We start from the raw sequence: 21,609 nt of genomic DNA on the forward strand, positions 1-21,609 counted from the left end.
CGTGCTCGTGAGTCTCCGGAGCAGACCTTGTGCAGGTTCCGGTGGCGAGTCTGTGCACGTTTAATGGAGGCGCCTGTGGACGTCCGGGCCACGTACCCTCTTCTGTTGTGCCGAACGCCAACGAAGACAACCTCAGTGCCCCGCATCAGGTGCAGGACCGCGCGGTGAACGAACTGCTTGAGGTCACTCCTGTCGCCGACGACCTCGCCCGCCGTTTCCAGGAGGCCGGGTTCTCACTCGCCCTGGTCGGCGGCTCGGTCCGGGACGCACTGCTCGGCCGGCTCGGCAACGACCTGGATTTCACGACCGACGCTCGTCCTCAGGACGTTCTGAAGATCGTTCGGCCGTGGGCGGACGCCGTGTGGGAGGTCGGGATCGCCTTCGGCACCGTGGGGGCGCAGAAGGACGGCTACCAGATCGAGGTGACCACCTACCGGTCCGAGGCGTACGACCGCACCTCACGCAAGCCCGAGGTGTCGTACGGCGACTCGATCGAGGAGGACCTCGTCCGGCGCGATTTCACCGTGAACGCGATGGCCGTCGCTCTCCCGGAGAAGAAGTTCATCGACCCGCACGGTGGCCTCGGCGACCTCGCGGCGCGTGTGCTGCGGACGCCGGGCACTCCGGAGGCGTCCTTCTCGGACGACCCGCTGCGGATGATGCGGGCCGCACGTTTCGCGGCGCAGCTCGACTTCGAGGTGGCGCCCGAGGTGGTCACCGCGATGACGGACATGTCCGGACGCCTGGAGATCGTCTCCGCGGAGCGGGTGAGGGACGAGCTGAACAAGCTCATCCTGTCCGCCCATCCGCGCAAGGGACTGACGCTGTTGGTCGACACGGGACTCGCCGAGCATGTCCTGCCCGAGCTTCCGGCCCTCCGGCTGGAGAGCGATGAGCACCACCGGCACAAGGACGTCTACGAGCACACACTGATCGTCCTGGAGCAGGCCATCGCGCTGGAGAAGGAAGGGCCCGACCTCTCCCTCCGCCTGTCCGCACTGCTTCACGACATCGGCAAGCCGCGCACTCGCCGCTTCGAGAAGGACGGCCGGGTCTCGTTCCACCACCACGAAGTGGTCGGAGCGAAGATGACCAAGAAGCGGATGACGGCGCTCAAGTACTCCAATGACCTGGTGAAGGACGTCTCACGGCTCGTCGAGCTTCATCTGCGTTTCCACGGATACGGCACCGGGGAGTGGACGGACTCGGCGGTTCGCCGCTATGTGCGGGACGCGGGCCCGCTGCTCGACCGGCTCCACAAGCTGACCCGTTCGGACTGCACGACCAGGAACAAGCGCAAGGCGGCCGCGCTGTCGCGTGCCTATGACGGTCTGGAGGAGCGGATCTCCCAGCTTCAGGAGCAGGAGGAGCTGGATTCGATCAGGCCCGACCTCGACGGCAACCAGATCATGGAGATCCTCGGCGTGGGACCCGGTCCTGCCGTGGGCCGCGCGTACAGGCACATGTTGGAGCTTCGCCTGGAGAACGGGCCGATGGAGCACGACGAAGCGGTGGCCGCCCTCAAGGAGTGGTGGGCCGCGCAGGACTGAGGCCGTGAAGCGGGGTCATGTTTCACGTGAAACATGACCCCGTACGCTTCGAGGGACGGTGTTTCACGTGAAACATCGCCCCTTCATCGTTCCATCGCCAGCTGCCGTTCCCTAGTCATCGCCACAGCGATCGCTGCGTAGAGCGCGGCGACACCGGCCACCAGGGGCGCCGAGCGACCGTCCGGCGGCAGGATCAGGGCGGCTACGGCTGCGGCTCCGACGAAAGCGATGTTGAACAGGACGTCGTACACGGAGAAGATCCGGCCGCGGAACCCGTCGTCGACGGACGACTGCACGATCGTGTCCGTGGCGATCTTCGCACCCTGGGTGATCAGGCCCAGCACAAACGCCGCGATGAGCATGGGGGCGGTGGCGAAGGGGAGCCCGAGGACGGGCTCCAGTACCGCGGCGGTTGCCGCGCACACGACGATCCAGCGCTTCGGTCCGAGTTTCCCGGCCGCCCATGGGGTGATGACCGCGGCGACGAAGAAGCCGGCGCCGGAGATTCCCAACGCCAGTCCCAGCAGGGCGAGTCCGTCGTCCGGATCCGACGTCAGGGCGTACCGGCAGAGCATCAGCACCGTGACGAGCAGAGCGCCGTAACAGAAGCGCATGACCGACATCGCGCCTAGTGCCCGAGCGGCCGACCGGCGTGCGGGGGCGGCCAGATGCCGTACACCGGCGGCCAGGTCGCGGGCCGTGCCGGCGAGGGCAGCGTCCAGGCGGGGCTGGATCAACTCACGGTCGGGGCCCAGCAGTTCCGGTGGCATGCGCAGTGCGGCAAGCGCACCGCACAGATACAGCCCCGCTCCCAGCAGCACCACGGCCGCGTCGGAGTCGGCGACCAGGAGCCGTACGACGAAAGCGAGGCCACCGCCCGCAGTCGCGGCGAGCGTTCCGGCCGTAGGCGAAAGGGAGTTGGCGATCACCAGCCGCTCCTCGTCCACGACACGGGGCAGTGCGGCCGAGAGGCCGGACAGGACGAAGCGGTTGACGGCGGTGACGCACAGAGCGGAGACGTAGAAGAGCCAGTCCGGGACGTTGCTCAGCATCAGGACGGCCGTCGCCGATGCCAGCAGGGCGCGCACGAGATTGCCGTAGAGGAAGACCTGGCGGCGGCGCCAGCGGTCCAGGAGGGCGCCGGCGAAAGGGCCCACCAAGGAGTAAGGGAGCAGGAGGACCGCCATCGCGGAGGCGATCGCGGAGGCTGAGGTCTGCTTCTCCGGGGAGAACACGACGTAGGCGGCGAGCGCGATCTGGAAGACGCCGTCCGCGCCCTGGGAGAGCAGACGTACGGAGAGCAGACGCCGGAAGTCCCGGAAGCGGAGAAGGACACGCAGATCGCGGACGACGGACATGGGACACAGCCTCACACACGGCGAGGGTCCCCGGGCGGCACAGCCCGGGGACCCTCTGCAGCCCTGGCAGGAGCGTTGTGAGTGAGCCCTAGCGCTCGACTTCACCCTTGATGAACTTCTCGACGTTCTCGCGGGCCTCGTCGTCGAAGTACTGGACCGGCGGGGACTTCATGAAGTAGCTGGAGGCCGACAGGATCGGACCGCCGATGCCGCGGTCCTTGGCGATCTTCGCGGCGCGCACGGCGTCGATGATGACACCGGCGGAGTTCGGGGAGTCCCATACCTCGAGCTTGTACTCCAGGTTCAGCGGAACGTCACCGAAGGCACGGCCCTCGAGGCGGACGTACGCCCACTTGCGGTCGTCGAGCCAGGCCACGTAGTCCGACGGGCCGATGTGGACGTTCTTCGCTCCCATGTCCCGGTCGGGGATCTGGGAGGTCACGGCCTGCGTCTTGGAGATCTTCTTGGACTCCAGGCGCTCACGCTCGAGCATGTTCTTGAAGTCCATGTTGCCGCCGACGTTCAGCTGCATCGTGCGGTCCAGGATCACGCCCCGGTCCTCGAACAGCTTCGCCATGACGCGGTGCGTGATGGTGGCGCCGACCTGGGACTTGATGTCGTCACCGACGATCGGGACGCCCGCCTCGGTGAACTTGTCCGCCCACTCCTTGGTGCCGGCGATGAAGACCGGGAGGGCGTTGACGAAGGCGACCTTGGCGTCGATGGCGCACTGGGCGTAGAACTTCGCCGCGTCCTCGGAGCCGACGGGGAGGTAGCAGACCAGGACGTCGACCTGCTTGTCCTTGAGGACCTGGACGACGTCGACCGGGGCCTCGGCGGACTCCTCGATCGTCTCGCGGTAGTACTTGCCGAGACCGTCGAGGGTGTGGCCGCGCTGGACGGTGACACCGGTGCTGGGCACGTCGCAGATCTTGATGGTGTTGTTCTCGGACGCTCCGATGGCGTCCGAGAGGTCGAGGCCGACCTTCTTGGCGTCCACGTCGAACGCGGCGACGAACTCGATGTCACTGACGTGGTACTCGCCGAACTGGACGTGCATCAGTCCGGGGACCTTGGCCGCCGGATCGGCGTCCTTGTAGTACTCGACGCCCTGAACCAGCGACGCGGCGCAGTTGCCCACGCCGACGACGGCTACGCGAACCGAACCCATTCCGGTTGCTCCCTGTGTGTACGAGTGAGGCCCTGGCAGGGACCTCACGTGGCGGTGTCGCCGGGCGTATCCGGCCCGGGGGTGTCCCCGGGCCGGGGCAGGACGCCCGGCGCTCCCTCTGTGGTGTCGCGAGCGGGTTCTCCATGGCCGGGACCCTTCAGGTCCCGGCCGGCCCGCTCGCTCTCGATGAGCTCGTTCAGCCAGCGCACTTCGCGCTCCACGGACTCCATCCCGTGGCGCTGGAGCTCAAGCGTGTAGTCGTCGAGGCGCTCCCGGGTGCGTGCCAACGAGGCACTCATCTTGTCCAGGCGCTCCTCCAGCCGGCTGCGGCGGCCTTCGAGGACTCGCATGCGGACGTCGCGCGAGGTCTGCCCGAAGAAGGCGAAACGAGCGGCGAAGTGCTCGTCCTCGTACGCGTCGGGACCCGTCTGCGAGAGCAGTTCCTCGAAGTGCTCCTTACCTTCCGCCGTCAACCGGTAGACGATCTTGGCGCGACGCCCTGCGAGTGGTGCGGCGAGGGCGTCCTCGGTGGTGTGCCCCGGTTCCTCGATCAACCAGCCGTTGGCGACCAGCGTCTTGAGGCAGGGGTAGAGCGTGCCGTAACTGAACGCTCGGAACACGCCCAGTGACGTGTTGAGACGTTTGCGCAGCTCATAGCCGTGCATCGGGGACTCGCGGAGCAGGCCGAGTACGGCGAATTCGAGGATCCCGGAACGCCGGCTCATCGTCGCCTCCTCGTCTCTATCTCGCACCGATGTATCGACTCGATACATCAAGACGATAGAACGCTCTTCCGGAAGCGACAAGTGGGGGGACGGTGAACGGGATCACATCAATGATTCATGTGATCCAAGTTGCCTGATTTGGGGTGAACTTCGGAGCTCGGCAGGTTTTGACGGTGCGTAGTCTGTGCGGCATGCACACCACCGGGAACCGAGTGACGCCTGGGGGGCGTCGCTGTCCCGGTGCGGTACGGATGAATGCGGAACCGACCACATCCGTACTTCGGGGGGACCGGAAACCAGCCGCCGTTTCCAGGCGCGCAAAGGTGCGCCTGCCCGAGGAGTAGTCGTTCGATGAGCGAGCACCGTCGCAAACCGCCGCAGCCGCAGGGAGGCGGACGTGCCGCGGCCCGACGCGGCCAGTCCGGCTCGTCCTCCGGCCGCCGCGCGGCTCCGCGAGGCGCCACCGGGTCTCTTGCGGACTCCTATGGGACGAGCTCCCAGGAGTCGGCTCCCTATGATCCGGGAGGCGAGGAACGTCCGTACAGCGGCCGTGCCGAGGCCCGCCGCGCCGCCCAGAGAAGCACGGGTGGTGGTCGCCGCAGAGAGGCGGAGCCGGGCCGAGGAGGCCGGCGTGGAGCGCCGACAGGTCGGGGTCGTGCGTCCGACCCGGGCAAGAAGCGGCTCGTCGACTACCCGCGCGCGGGCAAGTACGGCGTGGCGCGCTGGGTGCCGTCCTGGAAGCTGGTGACGGGTCTGTTCATCGGCTTCATCGGAAGCCTGGTCGCGGTCGCCGGCGTCGGTTACGCGCTCGTGAGCGTTCCGAACGTCGCCCAGACCGCGACGGCGCAGAACAACGTCTACTACTGGTCCGACGACACCGAGATGGTCTCCACCGGTGGCGAGACGAACCGCCAGATCGTCAACCTCGCGCAGATCCCGAAGGCGATGCAGTACGCCGTCGTGTCGCAGGAGAACAAGACGTTCTACACCGACAGCGGTATCGACCCCAAGGGCATCGCCCGCGCCGTGTTCAACATGGCCAGGGGCGGCAACACCCAGGGTGGCTCCACCATCACCCAGCAGTACGTCAAGAACGCGCGCCTGAACGACCAGTCCCAGACGGTCACGCGCAAGTTCAAGGAGATCTTCATCTCCATCAAGGTGGGCGCCACGGTCAACAAGGACGAGATCATGGCGGGGTACCTGAACTCCGCGTACTACGGCCGCAACGCCTACGGCATCCAGGCAGCCGCGCGCGCGTACTTCAACAAGGACGCGAAGGACCTGAACCCGGGCGAATGCGCCTTCCTTTCCGCCATGCTGAAGGGCGCCACGTACTACGACCCGGCGGGCGCGACCTCCATCGATTCGGCCAATGCCACGGCCGAGGCCAACCAGCGGCGGGCCCTGCGGCAGATGCAGGACACGCTCGACAAGATGGTCGAATACGGTCACCTCAGCGCAACGGACCGGGCCAGGTACACCACGCTTCCCAGGTGGCAGAACCCCCGTTCCAACACCCAGCTCAAGGGCCAGATCGGCTATCTGGTCGACCTCGCCAAGGCATACCTGATCAACAACAAGATCATCAGTGCCGACCAGCTTCAGCAGGGCGGTTACTCGATCTACACGACCTTCGACAAGAAGAAGGTCAGCGAGCTCGAGGCGGCGGTCAAGAAGGTCCGCAAGGAGAACATCGACCCCAAGAAGCGCCCGGACAAGGACACCTACGTCCAGTTCGGCGGGGCGTCGGTGGATCCGGCCACCGGGGCGATCCGGGCCTGCTACGGCGGCGAGGACGCGACCACCCACTTCACCAACAACTGCGACTCGACCGGTGCGCAGGTCGGTTCGACGTTCAAGACCTTCGTGCTCGCCGCGGCGATGAAGTGGGGCGTGCGCGATCCTGACCTCGGCGAGAGCCAGGCGCAGGACGAGCGCACGGTCGTCAATGCGAAGAGCCTGTTCAGCGGCAAGAACGACCTCAAGATCAGGAACTACGACGGTTCGATCTGGAAGAACGAGAAGGGCAAGGAGTGGAACCAGACGAACGACGGCAAGCAGTCCTACGGCTCTCCGCCCAAGTACCAGATCGACCTTCGTGAGGCGATGCGGGAGTCGGTGAACTCCGCCTTCGTGCAGCTCGGCATGGACGTCGGTCTGGACAAGGTGAAGGAGTCGGCCATGGACGCGGGTCTCAAGGAGGACAGCCTGGCCGGTACGAGCTTCCCGTCCTTCTCCATCGGTATCTCCGACCCCAGCGCGATCCGCATGGCGGGGGCGTACGCGACCTTCGCGGCCAGTGGCAAGCAGAACGAGCCGTACTCCGTCGACAAGGTCACGAGCAAGGACGGCGACGTCTTCATTCACAAGGCGAAGCCCCAGCAGGCCTTCGAGAAGAAGGTCGCCGACAACGTCACCGACGTCCTCAAGACCGTGGTCGACAAGGGCACCGGCACCAACGCCCAGCTGACCGGCCGTGAGGTGGCGGGCAAGACCGGTACGACCGACGGCAACAAGTCCGCCTGGTTCGTCGGGTACACCCCGCAGCTGTCCACTGCGATCACTATGTTCCGGCTGGACGACGACGAGACCAAGAAGAACCGCACGTTCCTGGAGATGTACGGCACGGGTGGCCAGGAGAAGATCCATGGTGCGTCGTTCCCGTCCGAGATCTTTCACGACTACATGGAGCAGGCACTGAAGGGCCAGGAGGCGATCTCCTTCCCGACGCCGGAGCCCATTGGTGAGATCGTCAACGAGGAGCCGAGTCCGACGCCCACTCCGACGCCCAGCGAGACGGAGTCGCCCACCCCGACTCCGACCCCGACGCCCAGCCAGACGCTGACGTCACCGACGCCCACGGCGACGGAGACCTGTCGGTTCGACTGGCAGTGCAGCGACGCGGGCGGTACGGACAACGGCGGCACCGACGGAGGTGTGACCTCGACACCCACGGCCACATCGACGGACGGGAACGGCGGCAATACCAACGGCAATGGCAATGGAGGTCTCTTCGGCGGCCCAGGCGGTTAGTCGCCAAATGCCCCGTCGAGGGTGTTTCACGTGAAACATGGGCCGTCGCACCCACCAGGTGCGGCGGCCCTCGGCGTACTCCTGGCCTCGTACGGCAGGATGGGCCGCATGCCCAGTGCTGAATCGACGCCAGCGAGCGTGCACGACTCGGACCCAGTGCGTCCGACCAAGGACGACGAGGTCTCCAGGAACGGCAGCGAGTTCATCGGTGGCCCCCTCGGGCGGCGCGCCCTGCTGGGAACCTCCTGGTGGACGCCCGTCCGGGTCATCGCGCTCGTGGCCATCGGCGTGTTCGCGCTCGGCCTGGTCCAGAAGGCGCCCTGCTACAACGGCGGCTGGTTCTTCGGCGCCAGCTCCCAGTACACCCACGCGTGCTACTCGGACATCCCGCACCTGTATCAGGGACGCGGCTTCGCCGACGGACTCGTCCCGTACTTCGACAAGCTCCCCGGTGACATGCAGTACCTCGAATACCCGGTGCTGACCGGTGTGTTCATGGAGGTCGCCGCCTGGCTCACGCCCGGAAGCGGCAGCATCCAGGACCAGGAGCAGTGGTACTGGATGGTCAACGCCGGGATGCTGATGGTCTGCGCGGCCGTCATCGTCGTCTGCGTGAGCCGTACCCACGCCCGCCGCCCCTGGGACGGTCTGCTGGTCGCTCTGGCGCCCGCCTTCGCGTTGACCGCAACCATCAACTGGGACCTCCTGGCGGTCGCTCTGACGGCCTCCGCGATGCTGATGTGGGCGCGGGGCCGCTCGCTCGCCTTCGGTGTCCTCCTGGGGCTCGCCACGGCCGCCAAGCTCTACCCGGCCTTCCTGCTCGGCCCGCTGTTCGTGCTGTGCTGGCGGGCGGGCAAGTGGCGGGACTTCGGCAAGGCCCTGGGCGGGGCGGCCGTCTCCTGGCTCGTGGTGAACCTGCCGGTGATGTTCTTCGCCTTCGACGGCTGGTCGAAGTTCTACACGTTCAGCCAGGAGCGGGGCGTGGACTTCGGCTCCTTCTGGCTGATCCTGGCCCAGAACTCCAGCGACCCGTGGAGCACCGACACCGTCAACACGTTCGCCACGCTGCTGGTGCTGCTGTCCTGTGCGGGCATCGCCGCGCTGGCCCTGACCGCCCCGCGCCGGCCCCGTTTCGCCCAGCTGGCGTTCCTGATCGTCGCCGCGTTCATCCTCACCAACAAGGTCTACTCGCCGCAGTACGTCCTGTGGATGGTTCCGCTGGCCGTGCTGGCCCGGCCGAAGTGGCGCGACTTCCTCATCTGGCAGGCGTGCGAGGTCGCGTACTTCCTGGGGATCTGGATGTACCTCGCGTACACGACCAGCGGCAACGCCCACAAGGGCCTGCCGACCGACGGCTACCACTGGGCCATCGGGCTGCATCTCATGGGCACGGCGTACCTCTGCGCGATGGTCCTGCGCGACATCCTCATGCCGGAGCGGGACGTGGTGCGGCGGGCCGGGGACGACGATCCCTCGGGCGGTGTGCTCGACGGTGCTGAGGACGTCTTCGTGCTCGGCGCCGCCGCCCATCGGCCGCGGCACGCCGCCCAGTTCGACGGACCGGTGGAGTGGGGCAGCGACCGGGAAGGCACCGACCGTTCGCTCTGAGCGAACATCCCCTGTGTGGCGTACGCCAGTTGGGCCACTCGTGGGAAAGGCCGTACACGGAAAACCGTGTACGGCCTTTTTGCGAGCAGTTCTCGAAGCGATCAGCGATCGACGATTCGGTCGAACTGGGTGGTGGTGTGCCGCAGATGGGCCACCAGCTCCTCGCCGACCTTGGGCTCCGGGGCGTCCGAGGGCACGAACAGGATGGAGACCTGCATGTGCGGCGGCTCGGCGAACCAACGCTGCTTGCCGCCCCAGACGAATGGAGAAAGGTTCCGGTTGACCGTGGCCAGGCCGGCCCGGGCAACCCCCTTGGCGCGTGGCATGACGCCGTGCAGGGCCTTCGGGGCCTCCAGCCCCACTCCGTGCGACGTACCGCCCGCCACGACGACCAGGAAGCCGTCGGAGGCCGCCTTCTGCTGCCGGTAGCCGAAGCGGTCCCCCTTGGAGACGCGGGTGACGTCCAGGACGGCGCCGCGGTACTCGGTGGAGTCGTGGTCCCCGAGCCACAGCCGGGTCCCGATGCGGGCCCGGAAGCGGGTCTGCGGGAACTGCTGCTGCAGCCGGGCGAGGTCCTCGGCCTTGAGGTGGCTGACGAACATGGTGTGCAGCGGCAGCCGGGCCGCGCGCAGCCGGTCCATCCAGCCGATGACCTCCTCGACGGCGTCCGAGCCGTCGGTGCGGTCCAGCGGCAGGTGGATCGCGAAGCCCTCGAGGCGGACGTTCTCTATGGCGGCGTGCAACTGCGGCAGTTCCTGCTCACTGATGCCGTGCCGCTTCATCGAGGACATCACCTCGATGACCACGCGGGCGCCCACCAGGCCGTAGACCCCGTCGATGGACGACACCGAACGGATCACCCGGTCGGGCAGGGGCACGGGTTCCTCGCCCCGTCGGTACGGCGTCAGCACCAGCAGGTCACCGCCGAACCAGTCCTTGATCCGAGCGGCCTCGTAGGTCGTGCCGACGGCGAGGACGTCCGAGCCCAGCCGCGTGGCCTCCTCTGCCAGCCGCTCGTGCCCGAAGCCGTAGCCGTTGCCCTTGCAGACCGGGACGAGCCCCGGGAACTGCTCCTGCACGTGCTTGTGGTGCGCACGCCAGCGCGCGGTGTCGACGTAGAGCGTGAGCGCCATGGCCGGACCCGGAACCTTTCTGGTGGCTGCGGTGTATCAGAGGTATGCGAGCTATTGAAGCGAAGAGCGCGACGTCAGCGGCGCGACATGTAGATGTCGAGGGCCTTGTGGAGCAGCTTGTTGAGGGGGAAGTCCCACTCGCCGAGGTACTCGGCGGCCTGGCCGCCCGTTCCCACCTTGAACTGGATCAGACCGAAGAGGTGGTCGGTCTCGTCCAGCGAGTCGGAGATGCCTCGCAGGTCGTAGACGGTCGCGCCGAGCGCGTAGGCGTCACGCAGCATCCGCCACTGCATCGCGTTCGAGGGCCGGACCTCACGGCCGATGTTGTCGGAGGCGCCGTAGGAGTACCAGACGTGGCCGCCGACGATCAGCATCGTCGCCGCCGACAGGTTCACGCCCTCGTGCCGGGCGAAGTACAGCCGCATCCGGTTGGGGTCCTCGCTGTTGAGGGCCGTCCACATGCGCTGGAAGTACGACAGCGGGCGGGGCCGGAAGTGGTCGCGCACCGCCGTGATCTCGTACAGCCGCTGCCATTCCTCGAGGTCCTGGTAACCGCCCTGGACGACCTCGACACCGGCCTTCTCGGCCTTCTTGATGTTGCGGCGCCACAGCTGGTTGAAGTTCTTGTGGACCTCTTCCAGGGAGCGGTTCGCGAGCGGCACCTGGTAGACGTAGCGTGGCTGCACGTCCCCGAAACCGGCTCCCCCGTCCTCGCCCTGCTGCCAGCCCATGCGGCGCAGCTTGTCGGCGACCTCGAAGGCGCGCGGCTCGATGAAGTCGGCCTCGATGTCGCGCAGGCGCTTCACGTCCGGGTTCTGGATGCCGGCCTTGATGGAGGTGGCCTCCCAGCGCCGGATGATCACCGGCGGGCCCATTTTCACGGAGAAGGCACCCTGGTGCTTGAGGTGCGCGAGCATCGGTTCCAGCCACTCGGTCAGATTCGGCGTGAACCAGTTGATGACCGGGCCTTCGGGCAGATAGGCGAGATAGCGCTTGATCTTGGGCAGCTGACGGTAGAGGACGAGACCCGCACCGACGAGTTCGCCGGTCTTGTCGAACCAGCCGAGGCTCTCGGATCGCCACTCCGCCTTGACGTCTGCCCAGGCCGGAACCTGCATGTGGCTCGCCGACGGCAGGCTCTGGATGTACGCCAGATGCTGCTCGCGACTGATCGTCCTCAGGGTCAGGCTCATTTCGGGGCGCTCCTCGGGCTGGTGTGTCCCCATGGGTACAGGGGCTCCGGCTCTCGCGCCGAAGCCTACTGCGCCTTGAGAGCGCCCTGACTGAGCGTACGGAACCTGCGCCCCGGCTCATGGGCCGCCGCGGCGTTCCGTGGTGCTTTGGGTGGTGTCGAGCGGACAGTGCCCGTGGCGTCAGCTGATGACTCCACCGAAGAGGCCGCCGTGCGCCATGCCGAGGAAGAAACCGACCGCAGCGGCGCCTAGACCGAGGATCAGTCCGAAGCGCTCCCGGGTCGTCTCCGAGATCCACTGGCCGTAGGCACCGGTGAGGATGCCTACGAGACCGGTCCAGGAGCTGAGCAGGTGCAGGTTGTGGAACATCGCCGAGACGAAAGCCGTGATGCCCAGCACCAGGGTCACGGCGAGCAGCGTGTCCTGGAGGGGGTGGGGCTTTCCGTCCGTGGCGAAAAGGCCTCCGGCGGTGTTGGGTCGCATTGCCTGTGCCATAGGGCACCTCCTGCGGAAGACGGCGCACGGTAGCGCCATACACACCCGATGTGTACAGAGTGACCGCCTCAGGGGCCGGATTTCAACCGGAAGCCGGTGTGCGGGTAGTCTGTACCGTCTGCACGGTGTCTGCCCATGTCACGACCGGGACTACCGCGAGGAAGCCCCGATTGTCAGTGGCGGCCGATACCGTTGCGTACGCATCACAACCCTCCTGCCACGGAACGACCGTGGCCGTTGAGTCCAAAGGAGGTGGGTTCCACATGCGTCACTACGAGGTGATGGTCATCCTCGACCCCGATCTGGAGGAGCGCGCTGTCGCCCCCCTGATCGAGAACTTCCTCTCCGTCGTCCGTGAGGGCAACGGAAAGGTCGAGAAGGTCGACACCTGGGGCCGTCGTCGGCTCTCGTACGAGATCAAGAAGAAGCCCGAGGGCATCTACTCGGTCATCGACCTGCAGGCCGAGCCTGCGGTCGTCAAGGAGCTCGACCGCCAGCTGAACCTGAACGAGTCGGTCCTCCGGACCAAGGTCCTCCGCCCCGAGACCCACTGAGCTTCCGCTCAGCTGATCCCGGGATTCGAGTAGCAGCAACCAAGCAGCCAGAGCAGCAAACCCGCCGAGAGGTTCCCCATGGCAGGCGAGACCGTCATCACGGTCGTCGGCAATCTTGTCGATGACCCCGAGCTGCGCTTCACCCCTTCCGGTGCGGCGGTCGCGAAGTTCCGTGTCGCGTCCACCCCCCGCACCTTCGACCGTCAGACCAACGAGTGGAAGGACGGCGAAAGCCTGTTCCTGACCTGCTCGGTCTGGCGTCAGGCGGCGGAGAACGTCGCCGAGTCGCTCCAGCGAGGCATGCGCGTCATCGTGCAGGGCCGGCTGAAGCAGCGGTCCTACGAGGACCGTGAGGGCGTCAAGCGCACGGTCTACGAGCTGGACGTCGAGGAAGTCGGCGCCAGCCTGCGCAGTGCCACGGCCAAGGTCACCAAGACTGCCGGCGGTGCCGGACGTGGTGGCCAGGGCGGTTACAGCGGCGGTGGCGGTGGCGGCCAGGGTGGCGGCGGCTGGGGCGGTGGCCCCGGCGGCGGTCAGCAGGGCGGCGCCGCTCCGGCCGACGACCCCTGGGCGACCGGCGCTCCCGCCGGTGGCAGCCCGGCCGGCGGCGGTGGCGGTGGCTGGGGTGGAAACTCCGGCGGCGGCGGTGGCGGCGGCTACTCGGACGAGCCCCCCTTCTAGGCCCTGGGCCGAGGGGTGGGTCGTACCCACACTTCTTGATCACACAGGAGAAACACCATGGCGAAGCCGCCTGTGCGCAAGCCTAAGAAGAAGGTCTGCGCTTTCTGCAAGGACAAGGTCACGTACGTGGACTACAAGGACACGAACATGCTGCGGAAGTTCATTTCCGACCGCGGCAAGATCCGTGCCCGCCGCGTGACCGGCAACTGCACGCAGCACCAGCGTGACGTCGCCACGGCTGTCAAGAACAGCCGTGAGATGGCGCTGCTGCCCTACACCTCCACCGCGCGATAAGGGAAGGGTGACCGACTAATGAAGATCATCCTCACCCACGAGGTCTCTGGCCTCGGTGCCGCGGGCGACGTCGTCGACGTCAAGGACGGTTACGCTCGCAACTACCTGATCCCGCGGAACTTTGCGATCCGCTGGACCAAGGGCGGCGAGAAGGACGTCGAGCAGATTCGTCGTGCTCGCAAGATCCACGAGATCCAGACCATCGAGCAGGCCAACCAGGTGAAGGCCCAGCTCGAGGGCGTCAAGGTCCGCCTGGCCGTCCGCTCCGGCGACGCCGGTCGTCTCTTCGGTTCTGTCACCCCTGCCGACGTCGCTTCCGCGATCAAGGCTTCCGGTGGCCCCGAGGTCGACAAGCGACGCATCGAGCTGGGTTCGCCCATCAAGACCCTGGGCTCCCACGAGACGTCCGTGCGTCTGCACCCCGAGGTTGCCGCCAAGGTCAACATCGAGGTCGTCGCGGCCTGACCGCTGCGGTTGTCCTGAGTATCGGTGAGAGGGGCCGTACCTACGAGGTACGGCCCCTCTTGCGTGCCCGAGCCGGTTGTGGAACGCGTGGTGTTTCACGTGAAACGTGACGGCCCGCGATGTTTCACGTGAAACGGTCAGCGGGTCGCGCCGGTGACGAGCCAGCGGCCTGAGCGGGTGCGCAGCCAGAGCGTCAGCATGCGGATCACCATCATCAGCGTCATCGCTGCCCACAGTGCGGTGAGACCGCCATCCAGTGCCGGCACGAGCAGCGCTGCGGGAGCGAAGACGGCCAGGGTGATCACCATGGCCCAGGCGAGATAGGGACCGTCGCCCGCTCCCATCAGTACGCCGTCCAGGACGAAGACGACACCGCAGATCGGCTGGGAGAGGGCCACAATCACCAGTGCGGGCAGAGCAGTGTCCCTGACCGCGGAGTCACTTGTGAACAGGGGAAGGAACAGCGGTCGTGAGAGGACGACCAGCCCACCGAGAAGGACTCCGACCGCGATGCCCCACTCCACCATCCGACGGCATGCCTGGCGGGCGCCTTCGGTGTCGCCGCCGCCCAGATAGCGCCCGATGATGGCCTGCCCGGCGATGGCGATGGCGTCCAGTGCGAAGGCGAGCAGGCTCCACAGGGACAGGATGATCTGATGGGCGGCGATGTCGGCGTCACCGAGGCGAGCTGCGACGGCTGTTGCGATCATCAGGATCGCCCTCAGGGAAAGCGTGCGGACGAGCAGAGGGACACCGGCTTGGGCGGAGGCCCTGATTCCTGTGGCGTCGGGGCGCAGAGAGGCGCCGTGTCTGCGGGCTCCGCGGACGACGACCGCGAGATAGGCGGCGGCCATGCCGCACTGGGCGATGACTGTGCCCCAGGCGGAGCCCGCGATGCCGAGGTCGGCGCCGTAGACGAGGCCTGCGTTGAGGACGGCGTTGGCCACGAAGCCGGCGATGGCGACGTAGAGCGGAGTCTTGGTGTCCTGCAGTCCTCGGAGCACCCCGGTCGAAGCGAGCACCACCAGCATGGCCGGGATGCCGAGGGCCGAGATCCGCAGATAGGTGATCGCGTAGGGAGCAGCGGTGTCGGAAGCACCGAAGAGCTCCACGATCGACGGCGCGGCGGGCAGGACGGTGGCGATGACGGCAGCACCGAGCAGCAGCGCCAGCCAGATGCCGTCCATGCCCTGGCGGATGGCAGCCTGGAGATCGCCCGCTCCTACACGTCGGGCGACGGCGGCAGTGGTGGCGTATGCGAGGAAGACGAAGACGCTGACGGCTGTCGTGAGCAGGGCCGAGGCGATGCCGAGACCGGCGAGTTGGGCGGTGCCCAGGTGGCCGACGATCGCACTGTCGACCATGACGAAGAGGGGCTCGGCGACGAGCGCGCCAAAGGCCGGAACGGCGAGTGCGACGATCTCGCGGTCGTGTTGTCGCCGGGTGGCCTTGGGGGTCGCGGACGCCTGTGTCATGTGCACCAATCTAATCGTCCACAGGTAAGTGATGCAATGGATGTTAGACCCTTACCTGTATTCGGGACGTGCGTACCGGTGTGTACAGTTCGAACTGATCTTGAGTCGACCGGGAAAGTTTTTCTTCTGCACAGCCGGTGGACGGCGAAGATGCAGGTCAGAGCATGTCTTTGCGGATGGAGCGGAGCTTGTTCACAGGGCTGTCCACCGGGTCGTGCACAGGTTTTGCGGAGTTCTCCACAGCATCCGGGCCGTCGTCCACATGGCCTGTGGATAACCAGATTGGCTGACGGTGCCGACGGGCCTACGGTGGTCCGGCACCCGCTCCGTCCGTCGGCTTGTAAACCATCACAAAACCGACGCGCCAGAACCGGAGTTGGGCGTCTCATTTGTCAGTGCCGTGCCGTAGAACTGAGAAGCACGGCGAGGTCCGCTCGGCGGACGGGAGGAGGTGGCTCGGTGAGTATTTCCGAGCCCTTGGACGACCCGTGGGCCGACAGCGGTCCCAGTGATCGTCTGCCTTCCTCGCGTCGCCGCGGCGACGGGGGCCGGGGGCGCGACGAGCAGCACGACCGCGGCAGAGACACGGACACATGGGACGGCGGGGGCACGGCCTTCGAGCGGGTCCCGCCCCAGGACCTGGACGCCGAACAGTCCGTTCTCGGCGGCATGCTTCTGTCCAAGGACGCCATCGCGGACGTCGTCGAGGTCCTCAAGGGCCACGACTTCTACAAGCCCGCCCACGAGACGATCTTCCAGGCGATTCTGGACGTCTACGCCAAGGGCGAGCCGGCCGACCCCATCACGATCGCCGCCGAGCTCACCAAGCGCGGCGAGATCAACAAGGTCGGCGGCGCATCGTATCTGCACACCCTCGTCCAGACCGTTCCGACGGCGGCGAACGCCGAGTACTACGCGGAGATCGTCCACGAGCGGGCCGTCCTGCGGCGCCTGGTCGAGGCGGGGACGCGCATCACCCAGATGGGATACGCGGCCGACGACGACGTCGACGAGATCGTCAACCGCGCCCAGGCCGAGATCTACGCGGTCACCGAGCAGCGCACCAGCGAGGACTATCTGCCGCTCGGCGACATCATGGAGGGCGCGCTCGACGAGATCGAGGCGATCGGTTCGCGCAGCGGCGAGATGACCGGTGTGCCGACCGGCTTCACCGACCTCGACTCGCTCACCAACGGCCTGCACCCGGGTCAGATGATCGTCATCGCGGCCCGTCCCGCCATGGGCAAGTCCACCCTCGCGCTGGACTTCGCCCGCGCGGCCTCGATCAAGCACAACCTGGCCAGCGTCATCTTCTCCCTGGAAATGGGGCGCAACGAGATCGCGATGCGTCTCCTGTCGGCCGAGGCGCGGGTGGCCCTGCACCACATGCGTTCGGGCACCATGACGGACGAGGACTGGACCCGGCTGGCGCGCAGGATGCCCGAGGTGTCCTCAGCACCGCTCTACATCGACGACTCCCCGAACCTGTCGATGATGGAGATCCGGGCGAAATGCCGGCGGCTGAAGCAGCGCAACGACATCAAGCTCGTGATCATCGACTATCTGCAGCTGATGCAGGCCGGTGGTTCCAAGCGCTCCGAAAGCCGTCAGCAGGAGGTCTCGGACATGTCCCGTAACCTCAAGCTCCTGGCCAAGGAGCTGGAGGTCCCGGTGATCGCGCTCTCGCAGCTCAACCGTGGTCCCGAGCAGCGCACCGACAAGAAGCCCATGGTGTCCGACCTGCGTGAGTCCGGCTCCATCGAGCAGGACGCCGACATGGTGATCCTGCTGCACCGCGAGGACGCCTACGAGAAGGAGTCGCCCCGCGCGGGCGAGGCGGACATCATCGTGGGCAAGCACCGTAACGGCCCGACGGCGACGATCACCGTGGCTTTCCAGGGCCACTACTCGCGCTTCGTGGACATGGCTCAGACCTGAGGTTCGCGCCTCGCGGCATCCGTGTCGGCCGTCCACCATCTCCCCGGGTCTAAAGAAGTCGACGTCCGCGTCCCTCGCGCGATGGACTGGGGGCATGACGACATCTCAGGAAGAGCTGCTCCCCGGCACGCGCCGGGCGCTGCTGCACCGGATCGCCGTGGCCCAGGCGGAGGGCAGGGCACCCTCATTGGTCGCGGCGGTCGTGCGGGACGGACGGACCGTGTGGCACGGTACGCGCACCTCGGTGGACGGGCATGGCCCGGACGAGAACGTGCAGTACCGCATCGGCTCGATCACCAAGACCTTCACCGCCGTCCTCGTCCTGCGACTGCGTGACGAGGGGCTGCTCGACCTCGGCGACCCGCTGGAGAAGCACGTACCCGGCACGGGAGCGGGGGAGGCCACCGTCGCCGAACTCCTCGCCCACACCGGTGGATTGGCCGCCGAGTCCCCAGCGCCCTGGTGGGAGCGCACCTCAGGGGCTCTGCGTCCCGAACTCGCCGACGTGCTGGGCGAGGACCCCTTCCTGCATCCGGCGGGACGACTCTTCCACTACTCGAACCCCGGCTACACCCTGCTGGGAGCACTCGTCGAGAAGCTGCGCGGGGCTCCGTGGGAGGAGGTGCTCCGGCGTGAAGTACTCACACCTCTTGGCCTCGGCCGTACCAGTGGCCGACCGGAAGCACCCCATGCGGGCGGTTGGGCGGTCCATCCGTGGGCCGACGCGATGCTGCCCGAGCCCTCCGAGGACCTGGGACGCATGGCTCCAGCCGGGCAACTCTGGTCCACCACAGAGGACTTGGCGCGCTTCGCGGTCTTCCTGGCGCACGGGGACGACCGGGTGCTGTGCGCGGAGACCGTGCGTGAGATGCGCACGCCCGCGGCACCCTCCGGGACGGGGGATCTGGCCGACGGTGCCACGTACGGGCTCGGATTGCAGATCCAGCACCGCGAGGGACGGCTGCTCGTGGGCCATTCGGGCTCGCTGCCGGGCTTCCTCGCGAATCTCACGATCAGCGTGACGGACGATGTCGCCGCGGTCGTGCTGGCCAACTGCACGTCTGGCCCGCTGCTGTCCGTCGTAGGGGCTGATCTCGTACGGATCGTCGCCGAGGCCGAGCCCAGGATCCCCGAGCCGTGGCGCCCGATGCGGGAAGCCGATGCACCCGCACTGGAGTTGGCGGGTCAGTGGTACTGGGGCACGAACGGATTCGCCCTACGGCTGACGGCGGATGGACTCGTCTCGCTGGAGCCCCTGTCGGGCGCGGGCCGGCGCTCGCGGTTCCGGGCCAACGCCGACGGCACCTGGACCGGCCTGGAGGGCTACTTCCAAGGAGAGGTCCTCAAGGCCGTACGGCGGCCTGACAAATCCGTGGACCATCTCGACCTCGGTTCGTTCGTGTTCACCCGGCAGCCGTACGACGAGGGGTCTTCCGTGCCGGGTGGACTGGATCCGGAGGGGTGGCGAGGCATCGGCTAGGTGTCCCTGGCCGGTTGACCGAAGCGGCGCCCTGTTTCACGTGAAACAGGGCGCCTTGCCGTGCAGTGAGGAAGCGGCCACGGCCAGGATCAGAGGGCCAGCTTGAAGCCCACGTGTGAGGCTGTGAAACCGAGCCGTTCGTAGAAGCGGTGGGCGTCCGTGCGGGTGTTGTCGGACGTCAGCTGTACCAACTGGCAGTTCTGACGGCGGGATTCCTCGATGGCCCACTCGATGAGCCGGGACCCGAGCCCACTGCCACGCTCGTCGGCGTGGACGCGCACCCCTTCGATGATCGATCTGGTGGCACCGCGCCGCGACAGCCCCGGGACGACGGTGAGCTGCAGTGTGCCGACCACGCGATCCTTCCGCGTGGCGACGACCAGATGCTGGTTCGGGTCGCAGGAGAGGCGTTCCAGCGCGGCCAGATAGGGGGCCAGGTCGTCCGGGGACTCACGCTGGGCGCCCAAGGGGTCGTCGGCGAGCATGTCGACGATCGCGGAGACGTCGTCCGTCGTGGCAGGCCGAATGTCGAGTTCTCCCATGTCCGAACCCTATGCGGGGCACTCGTGTGCGGGCACCGCAGGTGTGCCGAGGGCCTCCAGGGCTCGTACGAGGGGGGCGAGTTCGGGGTGGGTGGCGGCTTGGTCGAGGGCTTCTCGGAGGGCCTTCTCGTTGGTGGGGCGGGCTTGGTCGAGGAGGGTGCGGCCGGTGTCGGTGACGTCGGTGTAGATGCCGCGGCGATCGGTGGGGCAGAGGTAGCGGGCGAGCAGGCCGCGGTCCTCGAGGCGGGTGACCAGGCGGGTGGTGGCGCTCTGGCTGAGGACGACGGCGTCGGCGACCTGTTTCATCTGCAGGTGTCCGCCCTCGCCGTCGTGCTGGCGGCCCAGGACGTCGAGCAGGGAGTACTCGCGCACGCTGAGGTCGTGGGCGGACTGCAGGGCCTTCTCGATGTGGGCCTCGATCCGTCCGTGCAGCAGGGAGAGCGCGCACCAGCCCTGGGCGAGGGCGGTGAGCGAGGGGTCTGTGGCGGTCATGGGGCCTGCTTCCTCCGTCCCGAGGTGCCTGCCGGGGAGGCAGGGACGATTCGCGATTACCGTCGCTTGCCAATATAGAGCGTCTGCAATTATTGTGAACGTGCGCAACATGCTCCTGCAATCGTCTGGGAAGGTGTCACCCCCCATGCCGCTCGCGCTTCTGGCCCTCGCGATCGGGGCCTTCGGAATCGGAACGACCGAGTTCGTGATCATGGGGCTGCTGCCCGAGGTCGCGGACGACTTCGGGGTCTCCATCCCCACCGCCGGCTTCCTGGTCACCGGCTACGCGCTCGGCGTCATGTTCGGCGCCCCGCTGATGACCGCCCTCGGCACCAAGATCTCGCGCAAGCGGATGCTGATGCTGCTGATGGGGCTGTTCATCGTCGGCAACCTGCTCTCCGCCCTCGCCCCGGCCTTCACCGTGATGCTGATCGGCCGTGTGGTCGCCTCTCTCGCCCACGGAGCCTTCTTCGGTATCGGCTCGGTCGTCGCCGCCGACCTGGTGGCTCCGGACAAGAAGGCCGGAGCCATCGCGATGATGTTCACCGGACTGACCGTCGCCAACGTCGTCGGCGTCCCCCTGGGCACGCTGATCGGTCAGAGCGCCGGCTGGCGTCTCACCTTCGCGACCGTCGCGGCCCTCGGTGTCGTCGGTCTGGTCGGCATCGCCAAGCTCGTCCCCGAGATGCCCAGGCCGGAGGGGGTGCGCCTGCGTCACGAACTGGCCGCTTTCAAGAACGCCCAAGTGCTGCTCGCCATGGCGATGACCGTCCTCGGCTTCGGCGGTGTCTTCGCCGCCATCACCTACATCGCGCCGATGATGACCCACGTGACCGGCTTCGCCGACGGCTCGGTGACCTGGCTGCTGGTCCTCTTCGGCCTCGGTATGGTCGGCGGTAACCTCGTGGGCGGCAAGTACGCCGACCGGGCCCTGATGCCCATGCTGTACGTCTCCCTGGGCGCCCTGGCCGTCGTGCTCGCGCTCTTCACGCTCACCGCGCACCACAAGGTCCTGGCCGGCCTCACGATCGCTCTCATCGGCGCCCTGGGCTTCGCGACCGTGCCGCCGCTCCAGAAGAGGGTCCTCGACCAGGCGCACGCGGCCCCGACGCTCGCCTCAGCCGTCAACATCGGCGCCTTCAACTTGGGCAACGCCCTCTCCGCCTGGCTGGGCGGACTGGTCATCTCGGCCGGCTTCGGTTACACCGCCCCCAACTGGGTGGGCGCAGCGCTGGCCACGGGCGCTCTCCTCCTGGCGTTCCTCTCGGCCGCGCTGGAGCGCCGGCACAGCGCTCCCAGCGCCGTGGTCGCAGGGGCGACGCCCGCGGAGCAGCGGACCGCGGTGCGCCACTGAAACACCGTGCACCACTGAAACCGCGTGGCCCGCGGTCGGGTACGGCGGCGCCGGTTCCCCGAAGC

Annotated in this window: 19 protein-coding genes; 10 read left to right on the forward strand and 9 right to left on the reverse strand. The window is 67.4% G+C overall.

Going from position 1 to position 21,609, the window contains the following annotated elements:
• The first annotated feature begins 107 nt into the window (after positions 1–107).
• Positions 108–1,550 (forward strand): CCA tRNA nucleotidyltransferase, encoded by a 1,443-nt coding sequence (locus RKD20_RS22285; protein WP_424879263.1) that lies wholly within the window; start codon positions 108–110, stop codon positions 1,548–1,550.
• A gap of 83 nt (positions 1,551–1,633) precedes the next feature.
• Here RKD20_RS22285 and RKD20_RS22290 read toward each other — a convergent pair whose 3' ends face one another.
• The 3 genes from RKD20_RS22290 to RKD20_RS22300 all read right to left on the reverse strand — a co-directional run bounded on the left by RKD20_RS22290 (position 1,634) and on the right by RKD20_RS22300 (position 4,804).
• Positions 1,634–2,908: an MFS transporter gene (locus tag RKD20_RS22290; RefSeq protein WP_424879264.1), complete on the reverse strand. Its 1,275-nt coding sequence runs from the start codon at positions 2,906–2,908 to the stop codon at positions 1,634–1,636.
• 88 nt (positions 2,909–2,996) lie between these two features.
• Positions 2,997–4,079, reverse strand: a complete 1,083-nt coding sequence (locus RKD20_RS22295) for an inositol-3-phosphate synthase (RefSeq protein WP_424879265.1) — start codon at positions 4,077–4,079, stop codon at positions 2,997–2,999.
• 44 nt (positions 4,080–4,123) lie between these two features.
• Positions 4,124–4,804 carry a PadR family transcriptional regulator gene (locus tag RKD20_RS22300; protein WP_424879266.1) on the reverse strand — a complete coding sequence of 227 codons (681 nt, stop codon included), beginning with the start codon at positions 4,802–4,804 and terminating at the stop codon, positions 4,124–4,126.
• Positions 4,805–5,155: 351 nt separating this feature from the next.
• On the opposite strand from RKD20_RS22300, the gene RKD20_RS22305 reads away from it, so the two are divergent.
• Together RKD20_RS22305 and RKD20_RS22310 are read left to right on the forward strand one after the other, a co-directional pair.
• Positions 5,156–7,840 (forward strand): transglycosylase domain-containing protein, encoded by a 2,685-nt coding sequence (locus RKD20_RS22305; protein WP_424879267.1) that lies wholly within the window; start codon positions 5,156–5,158, stop codon positions 7,838–7,840.
• A gap of 108 nt (positions 7,841–7,948) precedes the next feature.
• Entirely contained in the window at positions 7,949–9,448 is a 1,500-nt protein-coding gene (locus RKD20_RS22310) for a glycosyltransferase family 87 protein (RefSeq protein WP_424879268.1), read from the forward strand.
• Positions 9,449–9,549: 101 nt separating this feature from the next.
• On the opposite strand, the gene RKD20_RS22315 is transcribed toward RKD20_RS22310, so the two are convergent.
• The 3 genes from RKD20_RS22315 to RKD20_RS22325 all read right to left on the reverse strand — a co-directional run bounded on the left by RKD20_RS22315 (position 9,550) and on the right by RKD20_RS22325 (position 12,269).
• Positions 9,550–10,581, reverse strand: a complete 1,032-nt coding sequence (locus tag RKD20_RS22315) for an alanine racemase (RefSeq protein WP_007383261.1) — start codon at positions 10,579–10,581, stop codon at positions 9,550–9,552.
• A gap of 74 nt (positions 10,582–10,655) precedes the next feature.
• Complete coding sequence (femX, locus tag RKD20_RS22320; RefSeq protein ID WP_424879269.1) at positions 10,656–11,774, reverse strand: peptidoglycan bridge formation glycyltransferase FemX; 1,119 nt, start codon at positions 11,772–11,774, stop codon at positions 10,656–10,658.
• Between the two features lie 180 nt (positions 11,775–11,954).
• Positions 11,955–12,269: a hypothetical protein gene (locus RKD20_RS22325; RefSeq protein ID WP_007383259.1), complete on the reverse strand. Its 315-nt coding sequence runs from the start codon at positions 12,267–12,269 to the stop codon at positions 11,955–11,957.
• Positions 12,270–12,532: 263 nt separating this feature from the next.
• On the opposite strand from RKD20_RS22325, the gene rpsF reads away from it, so the two are divergent.
• The 4 genes from rpsF (at position 12,533) to rplI (ending at position 14,263) form a co-directional block, all read left to right on the forward strand.
• Positions 12,533–12,823 (forward strand): 30S ribosomal protein S6, encoded by a 291-nt coding sequence (gene rpsF / locus RKD20_RS22330; RefSeq protein WP_007383258.1) that lies wholly within the window; start codon positions 12,533–12,535, stop codon positions 12,821–12,823.
• 78 nt (positions 12,824–12,901) lie between these two features.
• Entirely contained in the window at positions 12,902–13,504 is a 603-nt protein-coding gene (locus RKD20_RS22335; protein WP_381335763.1) for a single-stranded DNA-binding protein, read from the forward strand.
• A gap of 57 nt (positions 13,505–13,561) precedes the next feature.
• On the forward strand, positions 13,562–13,798 hold the full coding sequence (rpsR, locus tag RKD20_RS22340; RefSeq protein ID WP_003949403.1) for a 30S ribosomal protein S18: 237 nt from the start codon (positions 13,562–13,564) through the stop codon (positions 13,796–13,798).
• Positions 13,799–13,816: 18 nt separating this feature from the next.
• The gene (rplI, locus tag RKD20_RS22345; protein ID WP_007383256.1) at positions 13,817–14,263 is read left to right on the forward strand and encodes a 50S ribosomal protein L9; all 447 of its coding nucleotides are present in this window, start codon (positions 13,817–13,819) and stop codon (positions 14,261–14,263) included.
• A gap of 137 nt (positions 14,264–14,400) precedes the next feature.
• Here the strand turns inward: rplI and RKD20_RS22350 are convergent, their stop codons facing one another.
• Positions 14,401–15,738, reverse strand: coding sequence for an MATE family efflux transporter (locus RKD20_RS22350; protein WP_424879270.1), 1,338 nt, complete (start codon positions 15,736–15,738; stop codon positions 14,401–14,403).
• Between the two features lie 459 nt (positions 15,739–16,197).
• Here RKD20_RS22350 and dnaB point away from each other — a divergent pair, with 459 nt between their 5' ends.
• Positions 16,198–17,676: a replicative DNA helicase gene (dnaB, locus tag RKD20_RS22355; protein WP_424879271.1), complete on the forward strand. Its 1,479-nt coding sequence runs from the start codon at positions 16,198–16,200 to the stop codon at positions 17,674–17,676.
• 94 nt (positions 17,677–17,770) lie between these two features.
• On the forward strand, positions 17,771–19,156 hold the full coding sequence (locus RKD20_RS22360; RefSeq protein WP_424879272.1) for a serine hydrolase domain-containing protein: 1,386 nt from the start codon (positions 17,771–17,773) through the stop codon (positions 19,154–19,156).
• A gap of 89 nt (positions 19,157–19,245) precedes the next feature.
• On the opposite strand, the gene RKD20_RS22365 is transcribed toward RKD20_RS22360, so the two are convergent.
• Positions 19,246–19,698: an N-acetyltransferase family protein gene (locus tag RKD20_RS22365; protein WP_424879273.1), complete on the reverse strand. Its 453-nt coding sequence runs from the start codon at positions 19,696–19,698 to the stop codon at positions 19,246–19,248.
• 9 nt (positions 19,699–19,707) lie between these two features.
• The gene (locus RKD20_RS22370) at positions 19,708–20,190 is read right to left on the reverse strand and encodes a MarR family winged helix-turn-helix transcriptional regulator (RefSeq protein ID WP_424879274.1); all 483 of its coding nucleotides are present in this window, start codon (positions 20,188–20,190) and stop codon (positions 19,708–19,710) included.
• A gap of 145 nt (positions 20,191–20,335) precedes the next feature.
• Here RKD20_RS22370 and RKD20_RS22375 point away from each other — a divergent pair, with 145 nt between their 5' ends.
• A complete protein-coding gene (locus tag RKD20_RS22375; RefSeq protein ID WP_424879275.1) occupies positions 20,336–21,544 on the forward strand; it encodes an MFS transporter in 1,209 nt (402 codons plus the stop codon).
• The last annotated feature ends 65 nt before the right edge of the window (positions 21,545–21,609 follow it).

The organism is Streptomyces sp. SLBN-8D4, assembly GCF_049739545.1.
GTDB lineage: Bacteria > Actinomycetota > Actinomycetes > Streptomycetales > Streptomycetaceae > Streptomyces > Streptomyces canus_C.

Bases quoted from the DNA above. Each gene is read 5' to 3' on its own strand.
- RKD20_RS22310 (WP_424879268.1), top strand. From the start codon at position 7,949: ATGCCCAGTGCTGAATCGACGCCAGCGAGCGTGCACGACTCGGACCCA.
- RKD20_RS22290 (WP_424879264.1), bottom strand. From the start codon at position 2,908: ATGTCCGTCGTCCGCGATCTGCGTGTCCTTCTCCGCTTCCGGGACTTC.
- RKD20_RS22305 (WP_424879267.1), top strand. From the start codon at position 5,156: ATGAGCGAGCACCGTCGCAAACCGCCGCAGCCGCAGGGAGGCGGACGT.
- RKD20_RS22370 (WP_424879274.1), bottom strand. From the start codon at position 20,190: ATGACCGCCACAGACCCCTCGCTCACCGCCCTCGCCCAGGGCTGGTGC.
- rpsR (WP_003949403.1), top strand. From the start codon at position 13,562: ATGGCGAAGCCGCCTGTGCGCAAGCCTAAGAAGAAGGTCTGCGCTTTC.
- RKD20_RS22360 (WP_424879272.1), top strand. From the start codon at position 17,771: ATGACGACATCTCAGGAAGAGCTGCTCCCCGGCACGCGCCGGGCGCTG.
- RKD20_RS22295 (WP_424879265.1), bottom strand. From the start codon at position 4,079: ATGGGTTCGGTTCGCGTAGCCGTCGTCGGCGTGGGCAACTGCGCCGCG.
- RKD20_RS22365 (WP_424879273.1), bottom strand. From the start codon at position 19,698: ATGGGAGAACTCGACATTCGGCCTGCCACGACGGACGACGTCTCCGCG.
- RKD20_RS22375 (WP_424879275.1), top strand. From the start codon at position 20,336: ATGCCGCTCGCGCTTCTGGCCCTCGCGATCGGGGCCTTCGGAATCGGA.
- RKD20_RS22335 (WP_381335763.1), top strand. From the start codon at position 12,902: ATGGCAGGCGAGACCGTCATCACGGTCGTCGGCAATCTTGTCGATGAC.
- RKD20_RS22350 (WP_424879270.1), bottom strand. From the start codon at position 15,738: ATGACACAGGCGTCCGCGACCCCCAAGGCCACCCGGCGACAACACGAC.
- rpsF (WP_007383258.1), top strand. From the start codon at position 12,533: ATGCGTCACTACGAGGTGATGGTCATCCTCGACCCCGATCTGGAGGAG.
- RKD20_RS22315 (WP_007383261.1), bottom strand. From the start codon at position 10,581: ATGGCGCTCACGCTCTACGTCGACACCGCGCGCTGGCGTGCGCACCAC.
- RKD20_RS22300 (WP_424879266.1), bottom strand. From the start codon at position 4,804: ATGAGCCGGCGTTCCGGGATCCTCGAATTCGCCGTACTCGGCCTGCTC.
- rplI (WP_007383256.1), top strand. From the start codon at position 13,817: ATGAAGATCATCCTCACCCACGAGGTCTCTGGCCTCGGTGCCGCGGGC.
- RKD20_RS22325 (WP_007383259.1), bottom strand. From the start codon at position 12,269: ATGGCACAGGCAATGCGACCCAACACCGCCGGAGGCCTTTTCGCCACG.
- femX (WP_424879269.1), bottom strand. From the start codon at position 11,774: ATGAGCCTGACCCTGAGGACGATCAGTCGCGAGCAGCATCTGGCGTAC.